The organism is Arthrobacter sp. SlRoot2-15 (assembly GCF_059739345.1).
Genome location: NZ_AP046058.1, coordinates 246,234 through 268,648 on the forward strand (window position 1 = coordinate 246,234; position 22,415 = coordinate 268,648).

Below are 22,415 nucleotides of genomic sequence, written 5' to 3' on the forward strand. Positions count from 1 at the left end.
ATCGTTGAGCAAACCCCAAAGGTTACGCCCCAATCGGAAATTCTTTTTCCGCCTACGCAAGCGATACCCATCCGCTGGCACGCTGGCCCCATCTGCCCCGGCTCCGGCAGCGCCATGCACCCCGCTGTGTCGTTCGACCGCGGAACCGGCCCTCGCTGGGAGTTCTTGTTTACCGGAGATTAACCCGATGCCCCTATGCTGGGGAAAACCGCCGTCATCGGGAAGGGCCCGTCCAACCGCCGCACCCCGCCCCCGGCGGAGCAGTGTCGGGCACAGGCCGCACGTGCGAAATTCAAGCTATAAAGATCGGACAATTGCTGTGACCGGGATCCCGAATCGGAGATCGTTCCTACTGGCTGCTGCCTCTCTGGCCCTGGCCGGCTGCGCGCCCGCCAGCCAAGAAATTGGGGCACACCGGACCCCGGGGACGGACGGTGCCGCTCCGCACACCCCCGGCGGGGCATCCCTCGCTGATGGCGGGGAATTAGGAATCGATACGGCCGCTGCTCCGGCCATCCCCGCAGACTTACACCCGGCGGACCTTCCCGCGCCGCCAGCGACAATGCCGACCCGCGCCGACGTGACAACTGCGTTCGCCGGACACGCGCCTAAGTACTGGGGGCTGGAAGCACCCGGGGTACTTAGCCGGTTGCCAGCCACGGCCCCCGGGGTGGCGCTGACGATTGATTTTTGCGGAGGCCCCAACGGCACTGGAGCCGATCTCGCCCTCCTGGCCCTTCTGCGGCAACAGCAGGTCCCCGCCACCTTGTTCCTTAACTGGCGATGGATCACGGCCAACCCCTCCCTGGCCAAGGACCTGGCCGCCGACCCGCTCTTCGAACTCGCCAACCACGGCACCACCCACCGGCCCCTGTCCGTCACGGGCCGGAGCGCCTACGGGATCACCGGCACCGCGAACCCCGGCGAGGTCTACGACGAGATCATGACCAACGACGCCCGCCTCACCGAACTGACCGGACACCGCCCCCGCTACTTCAGACCCGGCACCGCCTACCTGGACGAAGTCGCCGCCGACATCGTCCGCTCGCTCGGCCTTGTGCCGGTCGGCTTCAGCGTTAACGGCGACGGCGGCGCCACCTTCCCCGCCCCGACGGTCACCCGCGAGGTCTCCCGCGCACACACCGGCGACATCGTCATCTTGCACGGCAACCGCCCCGGCGGCGGTACCGCCGCCGGCCTCGTGCGCGCCCTGGCGTCAATGAAGGACCGCGGCGAAACCTTCCGGCCCCTTCCCAAGGAGACTAGCTAGCTGAGCCCAAGGCATGGCGGTGCTCCCACACTGTGGCATGCACTTACCGGGCCACACATAGGGGGAGGGCCCCCAAGGCCCTCCCCCTGGTGTCGGTTGCTAGCGGCCGAACCGGTCCTGCCCGTCACGGTGCTCCCGCTCCTGCCCGTCACGGGCCGCGTCGCCTCGGCGGCTGTCACTGGCGTGTTCGGAGGCTTCGCTGTCTGTCGAAACGGCGTCCTCGTTGTCGGACTTGCTCGTGGCAGGTGCTGGCACTTCCGGCGTAGCCGGAACAGGCTTCGCCTCGTCCGTGCCCGTTTCGTCCTCCGGGGCTTCCGCCGCCTCTCCCTCTGCCTTCCCGTCATCACGCACTGCGGGTTCCTCAGGCGCCGGCCCCTCGCTGGCAGGAGGCGCTGCAGCCGGGGCTGAAGCCGTCGGAGCAGGTGCCGGGGTCCCGGGGGCGGACGGGCTGGCCGTCGGCGGCTCTGATGGTGCCCCTGTCGGGGAGCCGGACGGCGACGGGGAGGTGACGGCCGGCGGCGTGTCGACCGAGGTGATGGTTGTGAACGCGGCGGCGCCACCGCCGAGGGCGATCGCGCCCGCGGCGGTGAAGGTGATGACGGTCTTGCTCGCGGCAAGCGCTGTCAGAATAGGCATGGAGACCTCCGGAATTTCTCGTCTTGATTGCTCATTGGATATTTCTCGGATTGGGCTGCGGCTGCCTCACCGCATGTTCGAACTGCTTGAACACCCAGGTACAACGTAGGCATACCGGCCGGTAGTTTTCAGTGTTCCTTCGGCAATACTGAGCGACTGTTCACTTTGGGTTTACCCGAGGGAAAGAATTTTCGGCGTGGGGAGCTTTTCCGGCACCCGCAGTGAGGACCGCCGGGGTGTCCACCTGGTGGAACCCCGGGGCCCTCCGGGCCCCTTCATGGGCCAGGAAACCATGACCCCATGGGCGCCGTCACCACCGCCGGCTGGCTCGCTCAGCTCACAATACCCAGTACACCCCGTGCCGCCGTCGGGAATCGCTATACTCGATTTGTCCCCCGCTGGGGAGGATTTGAACTTGATGCTTTGGAGGCGGACATGGACGAGAATTTGGCGCGAGTTTGGGTTGCTTCCGCAGACAGTGAGTCAGCGGACTTTGCGGCGGACCAAGCGAGGATGGACCTGCACGATGCAATGACCGAGGCCTTGGAGGACGGCGCCGATCCGCAAAGTGTCTGGGCTGCCTCCAACGCCACTGACTCTGACATGATGCGCGACCAAGTCCGGGTGGACGGGCCCGAGTCAGCATAGAACGTGCGGCCGCCATGGCACCTGCCATGACCCGCGCCTGCCCGTGAAATCTGCCACAGTTCTAAGCGTCCCCGACGCGGGCGACGGCCTCGTCGGGCTGGCCGGGCCAGACGCGATCCGCCAGTCCGAGGACCGGTAAAAGGGCCGGGTTGTCCGAGGCCCCGCGCCAGGCCATGCGCAGGTAGATCGGCAGGGTCTCGTCGAGCACCCGCAGGAACCGCACATGCGGGTCCGTCACGTTCTCCGCCACCGAAGAAACCGTAAGCGAGCACCCGACTTCGGCTCCGACCAGGGCCATCGCGGTCCAGGAATCTGGGGCCCGTTGCACGATGTCGGGATCGAACCCGGCTCCAAGGCTGAGCCTGCGCAGCCGGTCGCCAAGGACAGAGCCCTCGTGCGGGGGAAGCGCCACGAACGGCTCTCCGGCAAATTCGGCCAGCTGCACTTCCTCGTGCCCGGCCAGCCGGTGGGATGCCGGGACCGCCATCACCAGATGTTCTTCCACGATGATGCGCGACTGAACGCCAGCAGGAACGAAATCCCACCGGCCGAGGCTGATGTCCACGTCGCTCCGCAGAACCCGGGCGAGAGCCGGCAGGGCGAAGTCCTGGCTGTCCAGGCGGAATTCGATGACCGGGTAAACTTTCCGGACTTCCCGGGCGAGCACTCCCACAAGTACGTGGGTTGATGCACCGGCGTAGGCCAGCTTGACCGTCCCCACCTCCCCGCGGCCGGCGGCGTGCGCGCTGGCCCTGGCACGGTCCGCTGCGGCGAGGACCTCCCGGGCGGTTGGCATCAGGGCCGCTCCGGCGGCAGTCAACTGGACACTGCGGGTGCTGCGGACAAAGAGGTCGGTGCCGAGGTCGCGCTCCAACTGCCGGACCATGCGGCTGACCGGCGGTTGCGCCAGATGGAGCCGCTCCGCCGCCCGCCCAAAATGCAACTCCTCCGCCACGGCGAGGAACACGCGCAATTGTATGTGACGGCCGCCACAGCGTCTGGGTTAACGCTAGATGCGCTGCGCAGAGGGCAGTGTTCCGATGTGAAACACCGGCCATCAAGTCCCGCTGACACGCAATTAGCGCGTCTTCACGGACTCCTGCAGGTGCGTTTCGAGAACGTCGCGGACCGAGGTCCATGCGTGGGGCCCGTAGCGGTCGTTGTCGACGTGCCGGAGTTGGGCTTCGCCGCTGAACATGCTGACGAAGTATTGCATGCCCTGCCAGGCGGGGAATGCCTCGCCTTTGTCTTTGGACAAGCGCCGGCCGATCTTGCTCATCGCCAGCAGGGTCCCCGCCGTTCCCGCCCACTGCGGTGCAAAGGATGTTCCGGTGAGCTCGGTCATGGTTTGGGCGATGGTGCGGGCGGTGACGCGGTCCCCGGCGACTTCGATGACCCGGGGCGCGTCCGCGTCGAGGGCCACCAGCGCGACGACGCGAGCGACGTCGTCCTTCGTGGTGAAGTCAAGGACCTGGTCCGGTGAGGACCAGTACAGGACCCGGTGGCGGGAGAAGAGGATCATCGGCGCCTGCCCGGTGAGCATGTCCGCGAACGCGCCGTTGAGGACAGACGTCACGCGAATGGGGGCGGCGTCGAGTTCCGCGGCGAACTCGCGGCGGAGTTCGAAGTTTCGGTTGCTGCCCGGAGCGATCCGGCGGTAGTCGGCGGAGTAGTCCGACGGGATGAACCGTGCCACACCGGCGTCGACGGCGGCGGTGAGGAGTGCACGCTGGATGTCGATAATGACCGGACGCGCACCGCTGACGGCCGAGACGACGGCGTCGACGCCGGACAACGCCGAGACCATGGCGGGAGCGTCCGTGTAGTCGACCTCATGGATCTCCACGCGGTCCTGCCCGCCGTAGATTCCGTGGGCCTTGCCGCTGCCGGGGCGGGTCAGGACCCGGACGAGGGTGTCGTTACGGAGGAGTTCGCCAACAATGCGTTGGCCGAGGTCACCGGTGGCTCCGGCGACGAGGACGGTGCTGGTCATGGTGCGCTCTTCCCGGTGAAGTTGTTGGCGAGGTGTCGGCGGGAGGATCGGCGGCCTTCGCCATGAGTCGCCCGATGCGGCCGCGGTCTCGGGCAGCGACGTTCCCCCTGCGAGACGGCCCGACCATGGGTCCGACTCTAGTCCAACAATGGCCCGGTTCCGATCAAGACTGAGACGGGGAACAGCATTATCACTGCTACGCTCCATGCCTGGGCAGATGCCGGAACTCTGCTGAATCTGACCGAAACTACACGATCAATTCTGAAGAGCCACATATCGAACGGGGACGAATATGGCCATGCCGCCCTACATTGCCCAGCTACGTCAAAAAGTTGGCGGAGAGCTGCTCTGGCTTCCCGGCGCTACCGCGATTGTTCTCGATAGTTCGAACGGACAGCCCGAAGTCCTCCTCGTGCGTCGCAGCGACAACAACGAGTGGACCCCGGTGTCGGGATTCTCCGATCCGGGAGAGGACCCCGACATCACGGCAGTGCGCGAGGTGTTCGAAGAAACAACCGTGCATGTGAAAGTTGATAAAGTCCTCTGGATTCAGGCTCTACCAGAGTCTGAATACGTCAACGGGGATAAGGTTCAATACTTCGACGTAGCCTTTAGCTGCAGCCGGGTCAGCGGCGAGGCCCGGATCGGAGATGACGAGTCCTCAGACGTGCGCTGGTGGAAGATTGACGACCTGCCACCGATGAAGCAGCGATTCGTGGAACTGATTCACGTCGCCAGCAAGAGCACCCCAGGGGTGCTAATGGGCGCGGAACGCCGACAACTGGACTAGCCGACCGTTGACCTCTTGAATAACGGCCACTAAGCCCCAGGCGAATGGCCCCTATCCTCGCACTGTGTAGCTCGCCAGAACAGCCTTGTGGTCCGTCGGCCACGGCACATCAGCCAGCAAGAACTGGTCCTTCCCGGACTCGGCAACCCGCTGATTCCGCACAATCGATTCCCGCGGGCCTACGACTTGCGCATCCTTCAGCTTCAATCGGGCATCCGGGTGGTGGAAGACGTAGTCAATCCGGTCCCGTTCGTCCGCCTCCGGCGCCCAAGTCAGCGAGTCGACTGCGGCGTTGGGATTGCTCGCGGGCCACGTGAACCCAGGATGCGTGACCGGGTTGGGGTGCTGGCGCCGATAGGCATCCACGAACCCGGCATCGTCGAGCGCCTGCGTCGAGGCCCAGGGCAGAACAACACCATTGTGGTCGAAAAGCTGCGCAGTTCGGCGCGTCCAATCCAACGTCGAAGGCTCGTTGAAGTCACCGCCGAGGATTACGAGGCGTCCAAGTTCCCGCTCCTTGGCCGCATCCGCGATGAACCGTGCGATCACCTGCGGCCGTCCAGAAGCCTCATTGACCCGGGCAACTGCCGCCGCATCGGTGACCGGACCGCTGGGAATCTTGTTCCAGCCGTACTCGGAAAACTCACCGCTCGGCGCGCCAGGGCCATAAGCGCGGGGCAAGTACGTTGCGTACCACTGGTATTGCAAATGAGCTGCATAGGCGGCGATTTCAACAGAGCCCACTGTCACGACCGCCTTGGTCATATAAGGAAGTGTGGTCGCCTCACCGATCGGGTAGACCGAAACGATCGCGTTGTCCCCGGTCCTCTTGTGCTGAAAGTCCAGGCCGGAGGCATTGAGCTTCGCCACGATATCCGGCGTCGTCTCGCTGGCCTCCGCTATAAAGACCAGGGTGGCGCCGGATGCCTTGATGATGTCAGCGATCATGCCAACACCGCCGGGGACCTGCGTGCCGCCGAACCAGGCATTGATCACCAGGACCTTGAGCGTGGACTCGGACGAAGACGCCGTAGCCGAGGCGGCTCCTGCCATGGACAACGCCCCAAGCGCCGCAGCACCAGTAATTCCTCGGACAACGCTACGACGCGACACCTGGTTCATCGTTTTCCTTCCTCGCATGGATTGGGCCTCAAACGCTATTGAGCTTGCGTGAATACGAAGTTCCCTTCGTAGTTGGAGTCGGGTTAACGCCATGCGAACGGACGACTTCGCCGCCGGCGTCGGCGTCGGATTGCCATAAGCCGGCTACGCACCAGGAAACCGCCGCCAACCAACCGCGGCCGCTGTTCCCGATTTCATGGCCTTTGCGGCACCCGCTCGCCAGGTCAAGGAGTCAACAAATCCGGGGGCATCCCCCCTCGTCAGTTGATGATTACTATCTGGTCCGGAACTACACGGTGGATGCCCTGGAATTGCGCATCCCGGCTCGGAAACCAGTGACTGCCGCGGGCCGGTGGCAGGATGGTTGGATGACATTGCAGGACTGGGGCAGAGCACCCAACGAGGAATGGGTGCGGATGTACCGGGACGGGCTCACAGCGCCGCGGATCGGCGCGCTCACCGGCACCCCGTCATCAACCGTTGGCTACCACCCGCCGCTTGCCAGGGCCGCGGATCAGCAGCTTACTACCGCGAGGACGCCCGCGCAGGCCGGTTCCCGGCAGAGTTCAAGCACGGCCTAGGAGTGGGCCATCTCACTGCCGTCCCTTGAACCTTTATCCAACCTGAGACCGGAATTAATCCCCAATTTCTTCGTCCGTCAGTTGCGGCCCGGAAAGTAGTTCGCGTCAGGGGCAATGGGGCCGGTGAACAGCAACCGGAGGAATGCCTATGTTCAACCGAGGAACTATAGCCGCAACAATGATGCCGCCAGCGGTAGGCCCATGGCGATGGCTTCCGGTCGGACCGCTCGGCCGACATGGTGCGGCGTCCGCGGCCTTGTGGCTGGCGTTGGGAGGGGTTGCCTTCGCTCTGGGCGAGGCCGCTTCGATACTTGACCTACCGGCGCCTCATCTGCTGGTGGCGCTCGTGGTCGGTGCTGCTGCTGCCCTCTCAGGGGCGGTCAAGCGGCAGCTGCCGAAGCCGGCGGCAGTGGCCTCGCAGGCCGGAATCGGCGTTCTCATGGGCAGCTACGTCACCCCGGCGGCCTTGCAATCAGCCGGTGCCACGGCGTTGCCTATGACGGCGGTGACCATCCTGACCATTGGGCTGTGTCTCATGGCCGGAGCTCTCCTGGCCAGATGGGGTCGTACAAGTCTTGCTGAAGGTGCGCTGAGCCTGGTGCCCGGCGGTTCCGCGGCCATCGTCGCTGCCGCAGAGGATCTGGGCGCCGACTCCCGCCTCGTAGCCTTCTCGCAGTACCTTCGGGTCGCCCTCGTGGCTTTCACGGCGCCCGTGGTAGCCACCGCCATCCACCCGGCCGCGGATGGAAACGCGAGCTCTGGGGGCGCGCCGCTCTGGGCCGATCCCTATCGGATCCTTCACCTCTCACAAGGCGCGCATCAGCTCCCGGGCCTGCTCATGCTGGCCGCCGTCTGCATCCTCGGGGTCAGGGCCGGCAAACACTTTTCGATACCAGCCCCCGCGCTGCTCGGGCCGATGGTCATAACCGCATTGTTCGTGTTCACGGGAACCGCGGAGGGCTTCGCGCCAGACGGCGTGCTGCGCAGCCTCCTCTTCACACTGGTGGGCCTTGAAGTTGGTTTGAAGTTTACCTGGGCCTCCGTGCGGAGCATCGGCAGGCTGTTCCCCCACGTCTTGCTCTGGACCGTGGCTGTCTGCCTCGGGTGCGGAGGCCTGGCCTGGGCGTTCTCGGCAGGCCTGGGCCTTCCCCTGGTTGACGCCTACCTCGCGACGACGCCGGGCGGCATCAACGCGGTGCTGGCCACGGCTGCGTCCATGGATACGAACCTCCCCGCCATTTCGACCGTCCAGAGCACGCGCCTCCTCATAGTCATGCTCGTGACCCCGCCCATCATCAGTTGGCTGGCCCGCAAGACCACATCAACGCTGAAACCCGAGCCCGCCGCCTCTAAGCATCTCCCGATCGTGACCGAGTCAGCCGTCTCCTGACAAAGGCCCAACACACCACGGCGTCGTGACCGACGCAGACAGTGCGCGGGAGCCCCGGGCTCGCGACATCGTCGCCACGTCCTCGCCGCCCGGCCGAACTCGGTCAATTCCGCCAGCTGCTCAGGGACAATTCATAAGGCGCATTGGGACCGCTTGCTGTGGCTTGAGGCTCAGGGATAGGGCGAGTAGAGATGTCTTGCATCGCCTGGCACTGGAAGAACCGTTTGAATCCCATTGGGATACCCCAACCGGGCAACCACGGGACCTTGCGCCGCACGGCAAACCTTAGCGTTGGATATTTCACTTTTTCACATTCTGCCCCTGGTCCGACGCGGGGGCCGAGTTCGTCCCGCTCCTGCAGTTCGACGCGGAGCTCCGCCGAGTTGTGTGCGCCACGAACGCCGCCGAGTCGGTGAACGCGCTGATCCGCAAGTCCGTCAACGCCCGCGGGTAGTTCCCCAAAGAACAGGCCGAATTGAAATGCGTCTCCCTCGCGGTCATGGCCTTGGGCCCCACCGGCAAGGGCCGGGCCAGATGGACCCACGCTGGAAGGCCGCCCTGAACACCTTCGAAATCACTTTCGACGGCCGACTATCCACCAGCAGCCGCTGACCATCAACATATGACATACACCCTCGTCCCGAGGGAGCCGTCCGGTGTGCAAGGGTGGGCGGGACGGCGGAAGCGGACATTGCCGGCGCTGGCGGGTCCGGATCCGGAATCGTCGCCGGCGTCGAAGACATCACGGCCCAGCAGAGCAGGCAGAGCCGGGCCAGCCGGTCTGGCGATTCGCCGACGGGCCGGAGGATAATCCGGAGCACGGGCGGTACCGGATGACCTCAAAGCGAAGAAGGATATGTAACCATGGCCAAGCAAAACAGCCCTTCCAAACCAAAAGATGCTCCCAAATCGGCAGCAGCCCCTGTTTCCGTGAACTGGATGAAGGAGCCGCAGCAGCACGACTATCCGGCCGCATCCTCCTACCTGTCCCTGATCGCCGGTCCCGCTGCTGTCGCCAGGGCGATCACGGCCTTCGAGGAGGCGGCGACCGAAACGTTCAAGGCCAAGGACCTCTTGCGTGCAGCGGGACTGCCGTTGCTGCCCGCCGATGACCTGGACGTCGCCAAGGAACTTGGCAGGGTCAGAGCCGGCACAGCACTCTCGCCGTGCCTGGTTATCCGCGGAAGCGCCAAGCACGGGACGACCGCCCGGATCGCCGACGGCTACCATCGAATCTGCGCGTCCTATCACCTGAGTGAAGACACGGCCGTTTCCGCGCGGATCGCCCGATTCTAGGCCGGAATCGATGCCCACGAACGCTCCAGCGGAATCGCTCGGGATACGGACCCATCCGGGACTATCCCTCCAGGACCACCACTTGATCCGCGAATTTTGACAAACCCCGGAACGCCTCCCGCCGGCTGTTCGGCGAGGTTCTGGCACTTACCTTCTGGTGGTGGCCGCGGCCGGGGCCGACATGGTGAACGCCGTTACCGGCGAAGGACTCGGCCATACCTCTCAGGCGAACAGGTTGTCCACCTCCAGAGGCCCACAAGCCTCTGAACAGGGAAAACACTGTGCCCGAGGTGGGACTCGAACCCACACACCTTTCGATACCGCATTTTGAGTGCGGCGCGTCTGCCAATTCCGCCACTCGGGCGCGGAGTACACCGGCTGTCATATTGCGTGCCCCAGGGGTGCTGTGAGCAACGCGATCGCTTCCGGTGCGCGAAATTACTCTACATGCAGATAGGCTGAATTCCAGAATCGCGCCAGTGACGCCGCATCGATCCCAACCGGCCCCCAGTACACCAGCGGACGCGCCACAGAATGGCTCGCCGCCCGCCGTACCTTTACAAGGAGTTCCCGTGTCAGAACAGACGGAGTCAACCCCCACTTCCCAGCCGGCGCGCCGCGTCGTGGTCGCAGAGGATGAGACCCTCATCCGCCTGGACATCATCGAGATCCTGCGCGGTGAGGGCTACGACGTCGTCGGCGAAGCGGACAACGGCGAGAAGGCCGTCCAGCTCGCAGAAGAACTGAAGCCGGACCTGGTCCTGATGGACGTCAAGATGCCCGTGATGGACGGCATTTCCGCCGCCGAAAAGATCGTCAAGGCCCGGATCGCCCCCGTGGTGCTGCTGACCGCCTTCAGCCAGAAAGAACTCGTCGAGCGGGCCCGCGACGCCGGCGCCATGGCCTACGTGGTCAAACCCTTCACCCCGGCGGACCTGATCCCGGCCCTGGAGATCGCCCTGTCCCGGCACGAGGAAATCAAGGCCCTCGAAAGCGAAGTCAGCGACCTGCAGGAACAGTTCGCCACCCGCAAGCTCGTGGAGCGCGCCAAGAGCCTGCTCACCACGAAGATGGGCCTGACGGAGCCGGAGGCCTTCCGCTGGATCCAGAAGACCTCGATGGACCGCCGCCTCAGCATGCGCGAGGTCGCCGAGACCATCATCAACCAGGTCAACTAGGCACTCCGCAGAGAAACCAACAAAAAGGGAGGGTCCCCGCCGCTATACATCAGCGGCGGGGACCCTCCCTTTTTGCCATACCGGGGAAGAACTAGATCTTGGTGGTCTTCTTCTTCTTTTCGGGCCAGGGGCCGAGCTTGTCCTTGGCTCCGGCGTTCTCGCCGTGGCTGCCGGCGTCGGCGAGGTCGCCCACCTTGTGGACCTTCAGCATATTCGTGGAACCGGCCTTGCCGGGAGGCGAACCGGCCGCGATGACCACCATGTCGCCGTCGTCGACGAGGTCCATCTCGAGCAGGCTGCGGTCAACCTGGGCGGTCATCTCGTCGGTGTGGCCCACCATCGGGACCAGCACCGGCTGGATGCCCCAGGTCAGCGCGAGCTGGTTCCAGACGTGCTCCACCGGGGTGAAAGCGAAGACCGGGCGGATCGGGCGCAGCCGGGACAGCCGGCGGGCGGAGTCGCCGGACTGGGTGAAGGTACAGATGTACTTCGCTTCCAGCTGGTCGGCGATTTCGACGGCGGCACGGGTGATCGCGCCACCGCGGGTCTTGGGCTTGGTGCCCAGCGGCGGGACGCGCTCCAGGCCGTGGACCTCGGTGGATTCGATGATCCGGGCCATGGTCTTGACGGTCTCGATCGGGAACTTGCCCACGCTGGTCTCGCCCGAGAGCATCACAGCGTCCGCGCCGTCGAGCACGGCGTTGGCGCAGTCGGAGGCCTCGGCGCGCGTCGGGCGCGGGTTGTCGATCATGGATTCGAGCACCTGGGTGGCCACGATGACCGGCTTCGCCCAGCGGCGGGCGAGCTCGACGGCGCGCTTCTGCACGATCGGCACTTCCTCGAGCGGGAGCTCCACACCGAGGTCGCCGCGGGCCACCATGATGGCGTCGAAGGCGTCGATGATCTCGGGGAGCTGCTCCACGGCCTGCGGCTTTTCGATCTTGGCGATCACCGGCACGCGGCGGCCTTCTTCGTCCATGATTTCGTGGACGCGCTTGATGTCCGAGGCGTCGCGGACGAACGACAGGGCCACCATGTCCACCCCGCGGCGCATGGCCCAGCGCAGGTCGTCCTCGTCCTTTTCGCTCAGCGCGGGGACGTTGACGGCGACGCCGGGCAGGTTGATGCCCTTGTTGTTGGAGACGTAGCCGCCCACGGTCACGGTGGCGACGACCTTGACGTCGTCGACCTCGACGGCGCGCAGGGCAACCTTGCCGTCGTCGATCAGCAGCGCATCCCCGGGGTTGACGTCCTCGGTGAGGCTCTTGAGCGTCGTGGAGCAGATGTCCTTGGTGCCCGGAACGTCCTCGGTGGTGATCGTGAAGGTGTCACCGACGGCGAGCAGGTGCGGGCCGTCCACGAAACGGCCGAGGCGGATCTTCGGTCCCTGCAGGTCAGCCATGATGGCAACGGCCTTGCCGAGCTGCCCGGCGGCCTTGCGGACGTTGTCGTAGGTGTTGTCGTGCACGGAGTAGTCTCCGTGGCTCATGTTCATCCGGGCCACGTCGACCCCGGCTTCCAGCACGGCGAGTGTGTTCTCGAAGCTCGCGATCGCCGGTCCGAAGGTGGCCACAATTTTAGCGCGTCTCATATACCTACCCTAGTTGTCTCTTGGTTGTTTTAAGTTGTCGCGGGGACGAACGGCCGGCATCCGGCCCGGGCCCGGAAGGCGCCGGAGCCGGACTACAGGACGGCGATCGCCCGGTCGGTCGGCGCCACGGGCGCCGGGAGAATGGTGCTGCCCATCAGGAACTTGTCCACGGCGGCAGCGCAGGCTCGGCCCTCGGCGATCGCCCAGACAATCAGGGACTGGCCGCGGCCGGCGTCTCCGGCGACGAAGACCCCTTCGGTGTTGGTCATGTAGTAGCCGTCCCGGGCCACGTTGCCGCGGCCGTCGAATTCGGCGTGGACCTGCTCGGTGATGCCGGCCGGTTCGGCGCCGGTAAAACCGAGGGACAGGAACACAAGGTCCGCCGGGATGATCCGCTCGGTGCCGGCCTTGGGCAGCCGCTTACCGTCGACGAATTCGGTTTCGGCGACCTTCACGCCGGTCAGCTTGCCGTTCTCGCCGACGAACTCGACGGTGGACGCCAGGTAGGTGCGTTCGCCGCCTTCCTCGTGGGCGCTGGCCACCTCGAACAGGGTGGGGAACGTCGGCCAGGGCTGGTGCGCGGCCCGCTCGGCGGACGGCTGTTTGCCGATCGCGAGCGTGGTCACGGACGCGGCCTGGTGCCGGTGCGCGGTGCCGAGGCAGTCCGCGCCGGTGTCGCCGCCGCCGAGGATCACCACGTGCTTGCCCGCGGCGTTGATCTGGTTCTCCACGGTCTCGCCGGCCACCACGCGGTTGGCGGGGACCAGGTAGTCCATCGCGAAGTGCACGCCCTCGAGCTCGCGGCCCGGGATGGGAAGGTCCCGCGGGACGGTGGCGCCGGTGGCGACCACGACGGCGTCGTACCGGCGGCGCAACTGCTCCCAGGTCACGTCGGTGCCGACGGCGACGCCGGTCCGGAAGCGGGTGCCCTCGGCCTTCATCTGCTCCAGCCGGCGGTCCACGTGCTCTTTTTCCATCTTGAAGTCGGGGATGCCGTAGCGGAGCAGCCCGCCGATCTTGTCGTCACGTTCGTAGACGGCGACGGTGTGGCCCACCCGGGTCAGCTGCTGCGCGACGGCGAGCCCGGCGGGGCCGGAGCCGACGACGGCGACCGTCTTGCCGGACAGGCGGGCCGGCGGCAGCGGGGTGACCCAGCCGTTGTCGAAGGCCTGGTCCACGATCGAAACCTCGACCTGCTTGATGGTCACGGCCGGCTGGTTGATGCCCAGCACGCAGGACGCCTCGCAGGGGGCCGGGCAGAGCCGTCCGGTGAACTCGGGGAAGTTGTTGGTGGCGTGCAGCCGCTCCATCGCTTCCTCGCCCTTATCCCGCCAGACGAGGTCGTTCCACTCCGGGATGAGGTTCCCCAGCGGGCAGCCCTGGTGGCAGAACGGGACGCCGCAGTCCATGCAGCGGCCAGCCTGGCTCTTCAGGACACCCTTTTCCTGGGCCTCGTAAACCTCTTTCCAGTCCATGATGCGGACCGGGACAGGACGGCGCGGCTGGGTTTCACGCTGGCGTACTTTCAGAAATCCGCGTGGATCAGCCACCGGTCACCTCCAGGATTCGAGACCAAACTTCTTCGCCGTCGGGGTCAAGGCCCTCTTCGATGGCGTCAAGACGGGTTTGCAGGACAGCCGCGTAGTCGCGCGGAAGCACCTTGGTAATACGGGCTGCGGTGTCGTCGAAGTCCTCGAGCAGCCGGGCCGCGTGCTGCGACTCGGTTTCCTCGAGGTGCTTCACCAGCAGGCCATGGACAATGTCGCGGTCCTCGGCGTCGAGTTCGCGCAGCTGCAGTTCGCCGGCGTCGAGGGCCTGCTTGTTGACCCGTTCGGTCTGCAGGTCCAGGACGTAGGCGGTGCCGCCGGACATGCCGGCGCCGAAGTTGCGTCCGGTGCGGCCGATCACAAGGGCCTGGCCGCCGGTCATGTACTCGCAGCCATGGTCGCCGATGCCTTCGACCACCGCGGTGGCGCCGGAGTTGCGCACCATAAAGCGCTCCCCCACCTGGCCGCGGAGGAACAGCTCGCCGCTCGTGGCGCCGTAGCCGATCACGTTGCCCGCGATCACGTTCCGCTCCGCCGCGAACACGTTGGTGCGGTCCGGACGGACGATGATCCGCCCGCCGGAGAGGCCCTTGCCGACGTAGTCGTTGGAGTCGCCGAACATCCGCAGCGTAATACCGGCCGGCAGGAACGCGCCGAGCGACTGCCCGGCGGTGCCGGTCAGCGTGATGTCGATCGTGTCGGTGGCCAGCACGTCCGTGCTGAAGGTTTTGGTGACGACGTGGCCGAGCATGGTGCCGACGGAGCGGTCCGTGTTGATCACGTCGACGGCGATCTTCACCGGGGTGCGGTCGCTCAGCGCCTCGGCGGCCATCGCGATCAGGCGCTGGTCGAAGTGCTTGTCCAGCTCGTGGTTCTGGCCGGTGAGGTTGCGCAGCGGGGCGTCGTCGTCGAACTCGAGCCCGTGCAGGATCGGGTCCAGGTCCAGCCCCTCGGCCTTCCAGTGGCTGATCGCCTCGCGGGTGTCGAGCATTTCGGCGTGGCCGATCGCCTCCTCCAGGCTCCGGAAGCCGAGTTCCGCGAGGATTTCGCGGACCTCCTCGGCAAGGAACTCGAAGAAGTTGACCACGAATTCGGGCTTGCCGGTGAAGCGTGAGCGCAGCTCGGGGTTCTGCGTCGCGACGCCCACCGGGCAGGTGTCCAGGTGGCAGACGCGCATCATGATGCAGCCGGAGACCACCAGCGGCGCGGTGGCGAAGCCGTACTCCTCGCCGCCGAGCAGCGCGGCGATCACCACGTCGCGGCCGGTCTTGAGCTGGCCGTCAACCTGCACCACCACGCGGTCGCGCAGGCCGTTGAGCATCAGGGTCTGCTGCGTCTCGGCGAGGCCGAGTTCCCACGGGACACCGGCGTGCTTGAGCGAGTTCAGCGGCGAGGCGCCGGTGCCGCCGTCGTGGCCGGAGACCAGCACGACGTCGGCCTTCGCCTTGGTCACGCCGGCGGCAACGGTGCCGATGCCCACCTCGGAGACGAGTTTGACGTGCACCCGGGCCGAGGGGTTGGCGCGCTTGGCGTCGTAGATCAGCTGCGCCAGGTCCTCGATCGAGTAGATGTCGTGGTGCGGGGGCGGGGAAATGAGACCGACGCCAGGCGTGGAGTGCCGGGTCCGGGCCACCCAGGGGTAGACCTTCTGGGCCATCAGCTGGCCGCCCTCGCCGGGCTTCGCGCCCTGCGCCATCTTGATCTGGATGTCGTCGGCGTTGGTCAGGTACAGGCTGGTGACGCCGAAACGGCCCGAGGCGATCTGCTTGACCGCCGAGCGGCGGGTCGGGTCCAGCAGCCGGTCCACGTCCTCGCCGCCTTCGCCGGTGTTGGACTTGCCGCCGAGGCGGTTCATCGCGATTGCAAGCGTCTCGTGCGCTTCCTGCGAGATGGAGCCGTAGCTCATGGCGCCGGTGGAGAAGCGCTTGACGATGCTGGAGACCGGCTCCACTTCCTCGAGCGGGACCGCCGGGCGCAGGCCGTCCTTGAACTTCAGCAGCCCGCGCAGGGTCATCAGGTTCGTGGACTGGTCGTCCACGCCCCGGGTGTAGGACTTGAAGATGTCGTAGCGGCGCTCCCGCGTGGCGTGCTGCAGCCGGAACACCGTCTCCGGGTTGAACAGGTGCGGTTCGCCGTCGCGGCGCCACTGGTACTCGCCGCCGCCCAGCAGGGGCTGGTGCGGCAGTTCGATGCCGTTCTCGGGGTAGGCCATCCGGTGCCGCGCCGCGACCTCCGCCGCGATCACGTCGAGGCCGACGCCGCCGAGCTGGGAGTGCGTGCCGGAGAAGTACTCGTCCACCAGGTCCTGGCCGAGGCCGAGGGCCTCGAAGGTCTGGGCGCCGGTGTACGAAGCCACCGTGGAGATGCCCATCTTGGACATGATCTTCAGGACGCCCTTGCCGAGGCCCTTGATCAGGTTGTAGACGCCGTCCTGCGGGGTGACCCCGGTGACGTCGCCGGAGGCAATGAGCTGCTCGACCGATTCCATCGCCAGGTACGGGTTCACCGCGGAGGCGCCGTAGCCGATCAGCACGGCCACGTGGTGGGTTTCGCGCACGTCGCCGGCCTCGACCACCAGGGCGGTCTTGGTGCGGTTGGCGCTGCGGAGCAGGTGGTGGTGCACGGCGCTGACCAGCAGCAGGGACGGGATGGGTGCCCACTGGGCGTTCGAGTCGCGGTCCGAGAGCACCACGTACTGGACGCCGCGGTTGATCGCGCCGGAGACCTGCTCGCAGATTTCGGTCAGCCGGGCGCGCAGGGCGTGTTCGCCGCCGTCGGGCCGGTACAGGCCGCGGACCTTCATGGCGACCCGGTCGCCGTCGGCGTTCTCGATGTTCGCGATCTTGGCGAGCTGGTCGTTGTTGATCACGGGGAACGGCAGCGAGACCTGCGGCTGGCGGACCTGCTTAGTGTCCAGCAGGTTGCCGTTGGGGCCGATCGCGCAGGTCAGGGACGTGACCAGTTCCTCGCGGATGGCGTCCAACGGCGGGTTGGTGACCTGTGCGAAGGACTGCACGAAGTAGTCGAAGAGCAGCCGGGGACGCTTGGAGAGCACGGCAACCGGAGTGTCCGATCCCATGGCGCCGAGCGGTTCGGCGCCGGTCCGGGCCATCGGGCCGAGCAAGATTTTCAGTTCTTCGGTGGTGTAGCCGAAGGTGCGCTGGCGGATGTTGACCGAGGCCGCGGTGTGCACCACGTGCTCGCGTTCGGGCAGGTCCTTGAGGTCGATCAGGTTGTCCTTGAGCCACTCGGCCCAAGGGTTGGCCGCGGCGACCTCGGCCTTGACCTCGGAGTCGTCGATGATCCGGCCGGCTTCGGTGTCCACGAGGAACATCTTGCCGGGCGAGACGCGGCCCTTCTTGACCACCTTGGCGGGTTCGACGTCGATCACGCCCACCTCGGAGGCGAAGACGACCAGGCCGTCCTCGGTGATCCAGTACCGGCCCGGGCGCAGCCCATTGCGGTCCAGGGTGGCGCCGACGAGGTTGCCGTCGGTGAAGGAGACGGCGGCGGGGCCGTCCCACGGCTCCATCAGCAGCGAGTGGTACTCGTAGAACGCGCGCCGGGCGGGGTCCATCGTGGCGTGGTTTTCCCAGGCCTCGGGGATCATCATCATGATCGAGTGCGTGATGGGCCGGCCGGAGAGCCAGAGCAGTTCGGCGACCTCGTCGAAGGAGGCCGAGTCCGAGGCGCCCGGGGTGCAGATCGGGTACAGCTCTTCGGGGCTGTCCCCCAGCAGCGGGTTGGCCAGCTGCGACTGCCGGGCGCGCATCCAGTTGCGGTTGCCCTTGACCGTGTTGATCTCGCCGTTGTGCGCGATGGTGCGGAACGGCTGGGCCAGCGGCCAGGACGGGAAGGTGTTGGTGGAGAAGCGCGAGTGGACGATCGCAAGCTTGGTCTTGAAGCGGGTGTCCGAGAGGTCCGGGTAGAACGGCTCGAGCTGCGCGGTGGTCAGCATGCCCTTGTAGACGATGGTGCGGGAGGACAGCGAGGGGAAGTACACACCGAACTTGTTCTGCGCGCGCTTGCGGATCCGCCAGGCCCGGGAGTCGAGTTCGTTGCGGGTGAGCGTCTCTCCGGTGCTGGAGGCGAAGAACGGCTGGGCGAAGTACGGCATGCAGGCCCGGGCCATGGCGCCGACGAGGTCGGCCACGATCGGGACCTCGCGCCAGCCCAGGACGGTCAGGCCCTCGTCGGCCGCGAGGCCCTCGATGCCGGCCTTGGCGGCGTCGGACTCGCGCTGTTCGGCCGGCAGGAACGCGGTGCCGACCACGTACTGGCCGGCGGCGGGGAGCTCGAAATCGGTGACCGCGCGGAAGAACTCGTCGGGGACCTGCATGAGGAGGCCGGCGCCGTCGCCGGTTCCCTCATCGGCGCCGACGGCACCGCGGTGCTCGAGGTTGCGCAGGGCGGTCAGGGCGGCGTCCACAATGTCGTAGCCGGGTTCGCCGCGCAGCGTGGCGATGATGGCGAGTCCGCAGGCGTCCTTCTCCTGCTCCGGGTTGTAAAGACCGGCGGCATCGGGCAGCGCCGCGAACCGCTTGAACGGCGAGATCGCCGTGGCGGGCTGTTCCGGACCGGACCAGCTGGGGCTGTGCAGGGTTTGGGTCATGGGAGACGTCCTTCCTCCTGATCGTGCGTATGGGAGGGACAACATTGGCCCGAATCGGTGCGCCGGTGTGACGGGCACAACAACGTGATTTTCCTACTCGAATTGTAGGCCAGCGCCGCTTCCTGCACTAACAGTTACGCGGGCCGCCGGCCCGGGTTTGCATAGCGTCCAGCTGTCTGCTGTGCGTTGCCACCCTGGTGCCACGACGCTGTGGACTCGGGCCCAGCCGGCGGTCGCCCTGCAGCCCGATTTCCGGTGCTGAGCTACTTGGTGCCCTCAGCCTCCGGCGCGGTTCCGGAGGCCCGGCGGCCGGGTGCTCCGGCTTCGGGTTCTCCCTGGGCGGCTTTGCTGCCGCCGGTGGATTCCGCGGCGGCAACGGCCGGGGCCGGAGCGCGGCGCGGACCGCTTTGGTTCTCCGGGAGATTATCATGCGACTCAGTATCTGAGACAGCAGAGTCCGAATGGCGGACAGGAACCGCGACCTTCTCATCGTCGTGTTTGACGGCGTCCTGCTTCGCTTCCGCCTCGGCGTCGTCGTGTTCGACGGCGTCGACCTGGGCGGCGCCCCGTTCGTCTACCTCCGCGTCGTCGTCGGCGTCGACCTTATCGGCGTCGGCGTCGCTGTCCTCCGCCACGGCTGCCGGCTCCGGCTCACGGCCCGGCAGGTAGGGGCTGTCCGGCACGTCGCGCTTGCGCAGGCCCAGGACAATGAACGCCACCAGGGCCGCGAGGAGCACAAAGATGCTGGTCCAGACATTGAGGCGCGTGGTGATGCCGAAGAGGTTGATCTGCTCAGCGTCATCGATCCGCATGGCCTCGATCCAGACGCGTCCCAGCGTGTAGTAGATGGCGTAGAGCCAGAAGAGGCGGCCGCGGCGGAAGTTGAAGCGGCGGTCCAGCAGGAGCAGGATGCCGACGCCCACGAGGTTCCAGACGGACTCGTAGAGGAACGTGGGGTGGAACAGGGTGTCGGCGGGCATGCCGGCCGGGAAGTTGGGGTTGTCGGCGTCGATCTGCAGCCCCCACGGCAGCGTGGTGGGGCCGCCGAAAAGTTCCTGGTTGAAATAGTTGCCCCAGCGGCCGATCGCCTGCGCCAGCAGCAGCCCGGGGGCCGCGGCGTCCACGAACGCGCTGAGCTTCACCCCGGCCCGGCGGCAGCCGATCCAGGCGCCGAAGGCGCCGAGTACCACGGCGCCCCAGATGCCGAGGCCGCCGCGCTGGATCTGCGGAATCAGGGACAGGTCGCCGGTGCCGTCGAAGCCGGGGCCGAAGTAGGCGTCCGGCGACGACACGACGTGGTAGAGCCGGCCGCCGATGATGCCGAAGGGGATTGCCCAGATGGCGATGTCCCAGACGCTGCCTTCAGGCGCGCCGCGGCGGGCCCAGCGCACCGAGGTGAGCCAGAGCCCGGCGATGATGCCGGCCAGGATGCACAGCGCGTAGGCATGGATGCGCAGGGACCCCCAGGGCAGCGGGATGTCGAAGCCGGACCAGTCCGGGCTCGGAATGCTCGCGGGAACCATCGCTGCCGCGTGGAGGACTGACTGCATTGCTTACGCTTCTTCCTTGGTAAGGCCGGTGCTGAGCTCTTTCGTCAAGGACGCTACCGCATCCACGCCGCCCTCACCGATTGCCGCGACGAGGGCCGTGCCGACGATTACTCCGTCCGCGTAGGCCGCGATTTCGCGGACGTGGCCGGCGTTGGAGACGCCCAGGCCGACGCAGACCCGCTCGGCGCCCGCGGCGTGGGCTGCGGCGACGACGTCTTTGGCGGCGGAGCTGACGGAGGTGCGGGCGCCGGTGACGCCCATGATGGAGACGGCGTAGACGAAGCCGCGGCTGGCGTCCACGGTGCGCTTCATCCGTTCCGGCGAGGAGGACGGTGCCACGAGGAACACGCGGTCCAGGCCGTACTTATCCGAGGCGGCCATCCATTCCGCGGCCTCGTCCGGGATCAGGTCCGGGGTGATGAGTCCCGCTCCCCCGGCTTCGGCGAGCCGGCGGGAAAACTCGTCGACGCCCATCCGGACCACGGGGTTCCAGTAGGTCATGACCAGGACCGCGGCTTCGGTCTTGCTGGTGATGCCGCGGACGACGTCGAACACCTGGCTGACGTGGAAGCCCTTGGAGAGGGCCTCGGTGGTGGCGGCCTGGATGACCTGGCCGTCCATCACCGGGTCGGAGTAGGGGATGCCGATCTCGATCAGGTCGGCGCCGTTTTCGGCCAGGGCAATGCCCGCGGCGATGGTGTCTTCGACACTGGGGTAGCCGGCGGGCAGGTAGCCGATGAGGGCGGACCGGCCCTGGGCCTTGGCCCGGTCGATGGCGGCCGCGGACTTGCTGGCGCCGGGAGCCGTGCTCCCGGTGCTGGTTTCGGGGCTGTTGTCGCTGCTCACAGCTGCTCCCCTTCCTGGGCGATCTCGGCTTCGGGCGAATCCTTGTCCAGCAGGTTGAACCATTCCGCGGCGGTGGCCACGTCCTTGTCGCCGCGGCCGGAGAGGTTCACGACCACGATCTTGTCTGCGGCGGGGCCTTCCGCGGCGAGCCGCTGGCCCACCTTCATGGCGCCGGCCAGGGCGTGCGCGGATTCGATGGCCGGGATGATGCCTTCGGTGCGGCAGAGCAGCCGGAAGGCTTCCATGGCTTCGCTGTCCGTGATGGGCGCGTAGCTGACCCGGCCGATGTCGGCGAGGTAGGAGTGCTCGGGTCCGACGCCCGGGTAGTCCAGGCCGGCCGAGATGGAGTGCGACTCGATGGTCTGGCCGTCGTCGTCCTGCATGAGGTAGGAGCGGGCTCCGTGCAGCACGCCGGGCTTGCCCAGGGTGATTGTGGCCGCGTGCCGGCCGGTTTCAACGCCCTCGCCGCCGGCCTCGAAGCCGTAGATCTTCACCGAGGGATCGTCCAGGAAGCCGTGGAAGATGCCGATGGCGTTGGAGCCGCCGCCAATGCAGGCACAGACGGCGTCCGGCAGCCGGCCGGTCTGCTCCAGGATCTGGGCGCGGGCCTCCTCGCCGATCACTTCGTGGAAGTAGCGGACCATGGCCGGGAACGGGTGCGCCCCGGCGGCCGTGCCGAGCAGGTAGTGGGTGTTGCCGACGTTGGCCACCCAGTCCCGGAGCGCCTCGTTGATGGCGTCCTTGAGCGTCTGCGACCCGTTGGTCACCGGAATAACGGTGGCCCCGAGGAGCTCCATCCGGGCCACGTTGAGGGCCTGGCGGCGGCAGTCCTCGGCGCCCATGTAGACCACGCACTCCAGGCCCAGCAGGGCGGCGGCGGTGGCGCTGGCGACGCCGTGCTGGCCGGCGCCGGTCTCGGCGATGACCCGGGTCTTGCCCATGCGCTTGGCGAGCAGCGCCTGGCCCAGCACGTTGTTGATCTTGTGCGAGCCGGTGTGGTTCAGGTCCTCGCGCTTGAGGAAGATGCGGACTCCCCCGGCGTGCTCGGCGAAGCGCTTGGCCTCGGTGAGCAGGGACGGCCGGCCGGAGTAGTTCTTGTTCAGGTCCGCGATCTGGGCGGTGAATTCGGGGTCCGCCTTGGCCTTCTCGAAGGTGTCCTCGAGTTCGTCCAGCGCGGCGATCAGGGACTCGGGCATCCAGCGGCCGCCGTAGGAGCCGAAGTAGGGTCCCGGGGCGTGGCGCAGGGAGGGCGCGCTCTGCGGTCCGTCCTCATCTGGCCGGCTGCCCTCCAGGAAGGCGTCCACGGGGTTTTCGTCTGAGCCGGCTGCTGGCGCATCGACCATCAGTCTCACCATCCTGTTCCAC

Annotated in this window: 16 protein-coding genes, 1 tRNA gene and 1 pseudogene; 7 read left to right on the plus strand and 11 right to left on the minus strand. The window is 66.8% G+C overall.

The features are described 5' to 3' along the window. The first annotated feature begins 670 nt into the window (after positions 1-670). Positions 671-1,270, plus strand: a complete 600-nt coding sequence (locus AC6I9V_RS01145; protein WP_497898035.1) for a polysaccharide deacetylase family protein — start codon at positions 671-673, stop codon at positions 1,268-1,270. 99 nt (positions 1,271-1,369) lie between these two features. Here the strand turns inward: AC6I9V_RS01145 and AC6I9V_RS01150 are convergent, their stop codons facing one another. Beyond that, positions 1,370-1,906, minus strand: coding sequence for a hypothetical protein (locus AC6I9V_RS01150; RefSeq protein WP_497898036.1), 537 nt, complete (start codon positions 1,904-1,906; stop codon positions 1,370-1,372). Positions 1,907-2,419: 513 nt separating this feature from the next. Between AC6I9V_RS01150 and AC6I9V_RS01155 the strand changes: the two genes are divergently transcribed. Beyond that, entirely contained in the window at positions 2,420-2,554 is a 135-nt protein-coding gene (locus AC6I9V_RS01155) for a hypothetical protein (protein WP_349411704.1), read from the plus strand. Between the two features lie 61 nt (positions 2,555-2,615). On the opposite strand, the gene AC6I9V_RS01160 is transcribed toward AC6I9V_RS01155, so the two are convergent. Together AC6I9V_RS01160 and AC6I9V_RS01165 are read right to left on the minus strand one after the other, a co-directional pair. Then, on the minus strand, positions 2,616-3,521 hold the full coding sequence (locus tag AC6I9V_RS01160) for a LysR substrate-binding domain-containing protein (protein WP_497898037.1): 906 nt from the start codon (positions 3,519-3,521) through the stop codon (positions 2,616-2,618). A 111-nt stretch (positions 3,522-3,632) separates the two neighbouring features. Next, the gene (locus tag AC6I9V_RS01165) at positions 3,633-4,547 is read right to left on the minus strand and encodes an NmrA family NAD(P)-binding protein (RefSeq protein WP_497898038.1); all 915 of its coding nucleotides are present in this window, start codon (positions 4,545-4,547) and stop codon (positions 3,633-3,635) included. Positions 4,548-4,845: 298 nt separating this feature from the next. Between AC6I9V_RS01165 and AC6I9V_RS01170 the strand changes: the two genes are divergently transcribed. After that, complete coding sequence (locus AC6I9V_RS01170) at positions 4,846-5,337, plus strand: NUDIX hydrolase (RefSeq protein ID WP_497898039.1); 492 nt, start codon at positions 4,846-4,848, stop codon at positions 5,335-5,337. Between the two features lie 51 nt (positions 5,338-5,388). On the opposite strand, the gene AC6I9V_RS01175 is transcribed toward AC6I9V_RS01170, so the two are convergent. Beyond that, positions 5,389-6,459 (minus strand): endonuclease/exonuclease/phosphatase family protein, encoded by a 1,071-nt coding sequence (locus AC6I9V_RS01175; RefSeq protein ID WP_497898040.1) that lies wholly within the window; start codon positions 6,457-6,459, stop codon positions 5,389-5,391. Between the two features lie 762 nt (positions 6,460-7,221). Here AC6I9V_RS01175 and AC6I9V_RS01180 point away from each other — a divergent pair. From AC6I9V_RS01180 to AC6I9V_RS01190, 3 genes and pseudogenes are all read left to right on the plus strand, one after another. Beyond that, positions 7,222-8,430, plus strand: coding sequence for an AbrB family transcriptional regulator (locus AC6I9V_RS01180; RefSeq protein WP_497900224.1), 1,209 nt, complete (start codon positions 7,222-7,224; stop codon positions 8,428-8,430). A gap of 322 nt (positions 8,431-8,752) precedes the next feature. Then, positions 8,753-9,042: pseudogene (locus tag AC6I9V_RS01185) on the plus strand (transposase); the annotation flags it as partial. Positions 9,043-9,294: 252 nt separating this feature from the next. Then, complete coding sequence (locus tag AC6I9V_RS01190) at positions 9,295-9,726, plus strand: hypothetical protein (RefSeq protein WP_497898041.1); 432 nt, start codon at positions 9,295-9,297, stop codon at positions 9,724-9,726. Positions 9,727-10,008: 282 nt separating this feature from the next. Here the strand turns inward: AC6I9V_RS01190 and AC6I9V_RS01195 are convergent. Further along, positions 10,009-10,090, minus strand: a tRNA-Leu gene (locus AC6I9V_RS01195). Between the two features lie 208 nt (positions 10,091-10,298). On the opposite strand from AC6I9V_RS01195, the gene AC6I9V_RS01200 reads away from it, so the two are divergent. Continuing rightward, positions 10,299-10,904, plus strand: a complete 606-nt coding sequence (locus AC6I9V_RS01200) for an ANTAR domain-containing response regulator (RefSeq protein WP_056739732.1) — start codon at positions 10,299-10,301, stop codon at positions 10,902-10,904. A 91-nt stretch (positions 10,905-10,995) separates the two neighbouring features. On the opposite strand, the gene pyk is transcribed toward AC6I9V_RS01200, so the two are convergent. The 6 genes from pyk to trpB all read right to left on the minus strand — a co-directional run bounded on the left by pyk (position 10,996) and on the right by trpB (position 22,393). After that, entirely contained in the window at positions 10,996-12,495 is a 1,500-nt protein-coding gene (pyk, locus tag AC6I9V_RS01205; protein WP_497898042.1) for a pyruvate kinase, read from the minus strand. Between the two features lie 92 nt (positions 12,496-12,587). Further along, complete coding sequence (locus tag AC6I9V_RS01210; RefSeq protein ID WP_146337749.1) at positions 12,588-14,045, minus strand: glutamate synthase subunit beta; 1,458 nt, start codon at positions 14,043-14,045, stop codon at positions 12,588-12,590. Beyond that, entirely contained in the window at positions 14,038-18,654 is a 4,617-nt protein-coding gene (gene gltB, locus AC6I9V_RS01215; RefSeq protein WP_497898043.1) for a glutamate synthase large subunit, read from the minus strand. The genes AC6I9V_RS01210 and gltB overlap by 8 nt, the downstream gene beginning before the upstream one ends. Positions 18,655-18,917: 263 nt before the next feature. Beyond that, entirely contained in the window at positions 18,918-20,204 is a 1,287-nt protein-coding gene (gene lgt / locus AC6I9V_RS01220; RefSeq protein WP_497898044.1) for a prolipoprotein diacylglyceryl transferase, read from the minus strand. A gap of 3 nt (positions 20,205-20,207) precedes the next feature. Continuing rightward, positions 20,208-21,050, minus strand: coding sequence for a tryptophan synthase subunit alpha (gene trpA, locus AC6I9V_RS01225; RefSeq protein ID WP_497898045.1), 843 nt, complete (start codon positions 21,048-21,050; stop codon positions 20,208-20,210). Further along, the gene (gene trpB, locus AC6I9V_RS01230) at positions 21,047-22,393 is read right to left on the minus strand and encodes a tryptophan synthase subunit beta (RefSeq protein WP_349411794.1); all 1,347 of its coding nucleotides are present in this window, start codon (positions 22,391-22,393) and stop codon (positions 21,047-21,049) included. The genes trpA and trpB overlap by 4 nt, the downstream gene beginning before the upstream one ends. Positions 22,394-22,415: the final 22 nt, after the last annotated feature.

Coding starts and splice junctions, on each gene's coding strand:
- AC6I9V_RS01150 (WP_497898036.1), bottom strand. CDS start 1,906: ATGCCTATTCTGACAGCGCTTGCCGCGAGCAAGACCGTCATCACCTTC.
- AC6I9V_RS01155 (WP_349411704.1), top strand. CDS start 2,420: ATGGACCTGCACGATGCAATGACCGAGGCCTTGGAGGACGGCGCCGAT.
- AC6I9V_RS01165 (WP_497898038.1), bottom strand. CDS start 4,547: ATGACCAGCACCGTCCTCGTCGCCGGAGCCACCGGTGACCTCGGCCAA.
- AC6I9V_RS01170 (WP_497898039.1), top strand. CDS start 4,846: ATGCCGCCCTACATTGCCCAGCTACGTCAAAAAGTTGGCGGAGAGCTG.
- AC6I9V_RS01175 (WP_497898040.1), bottom strand. CDS start 6,459: ATGAACCAGGTGTCGCGTCGTAGCGTTGTCCGAGGAATTACTGGTGCT.
- AC6I9V_RS01180 (WP_497900224.1), top strand. CDS start 7,222: ATGCCGCCAGCGGTAGGCCCATGGCGATGGCTTCCGGTCGGACCGCTC.
- AC6I9V_RS01190 (WP_497898041.1), top strand. CDS start 9,295: ATGGCCAAGCAAAACAGCCCTTCCAAACCAAAAGATGCTCCCAAATCG.
- pyk (WP_497898042.1), bottom strand. CDS start 12,495: ATGAGACGCGCTAAAATTGTGGCCACCTTCGGACCGGCGATCGCGAGC.
- gltB (WP_497898043.1), bottom strand. CDS start 18,654: ATGACCCAAACCCTGCACAGCCCCAGCTGGTCCGGTCCGGAACAGCCC.
- lgt (WP_497898044.1), bottom strand. CDS start 20,204: ATGCAGTCAGTCCTCCACGCGGCAGCGATGGTTCCCGCGAGCATTCCG.
- trpB (WP_349411794.1), bottom strand. CDS start 22,393: ATGGTCGATGCGCCAGCAGCCGGCTCAGACGAAAACCCCGTGGACGCC.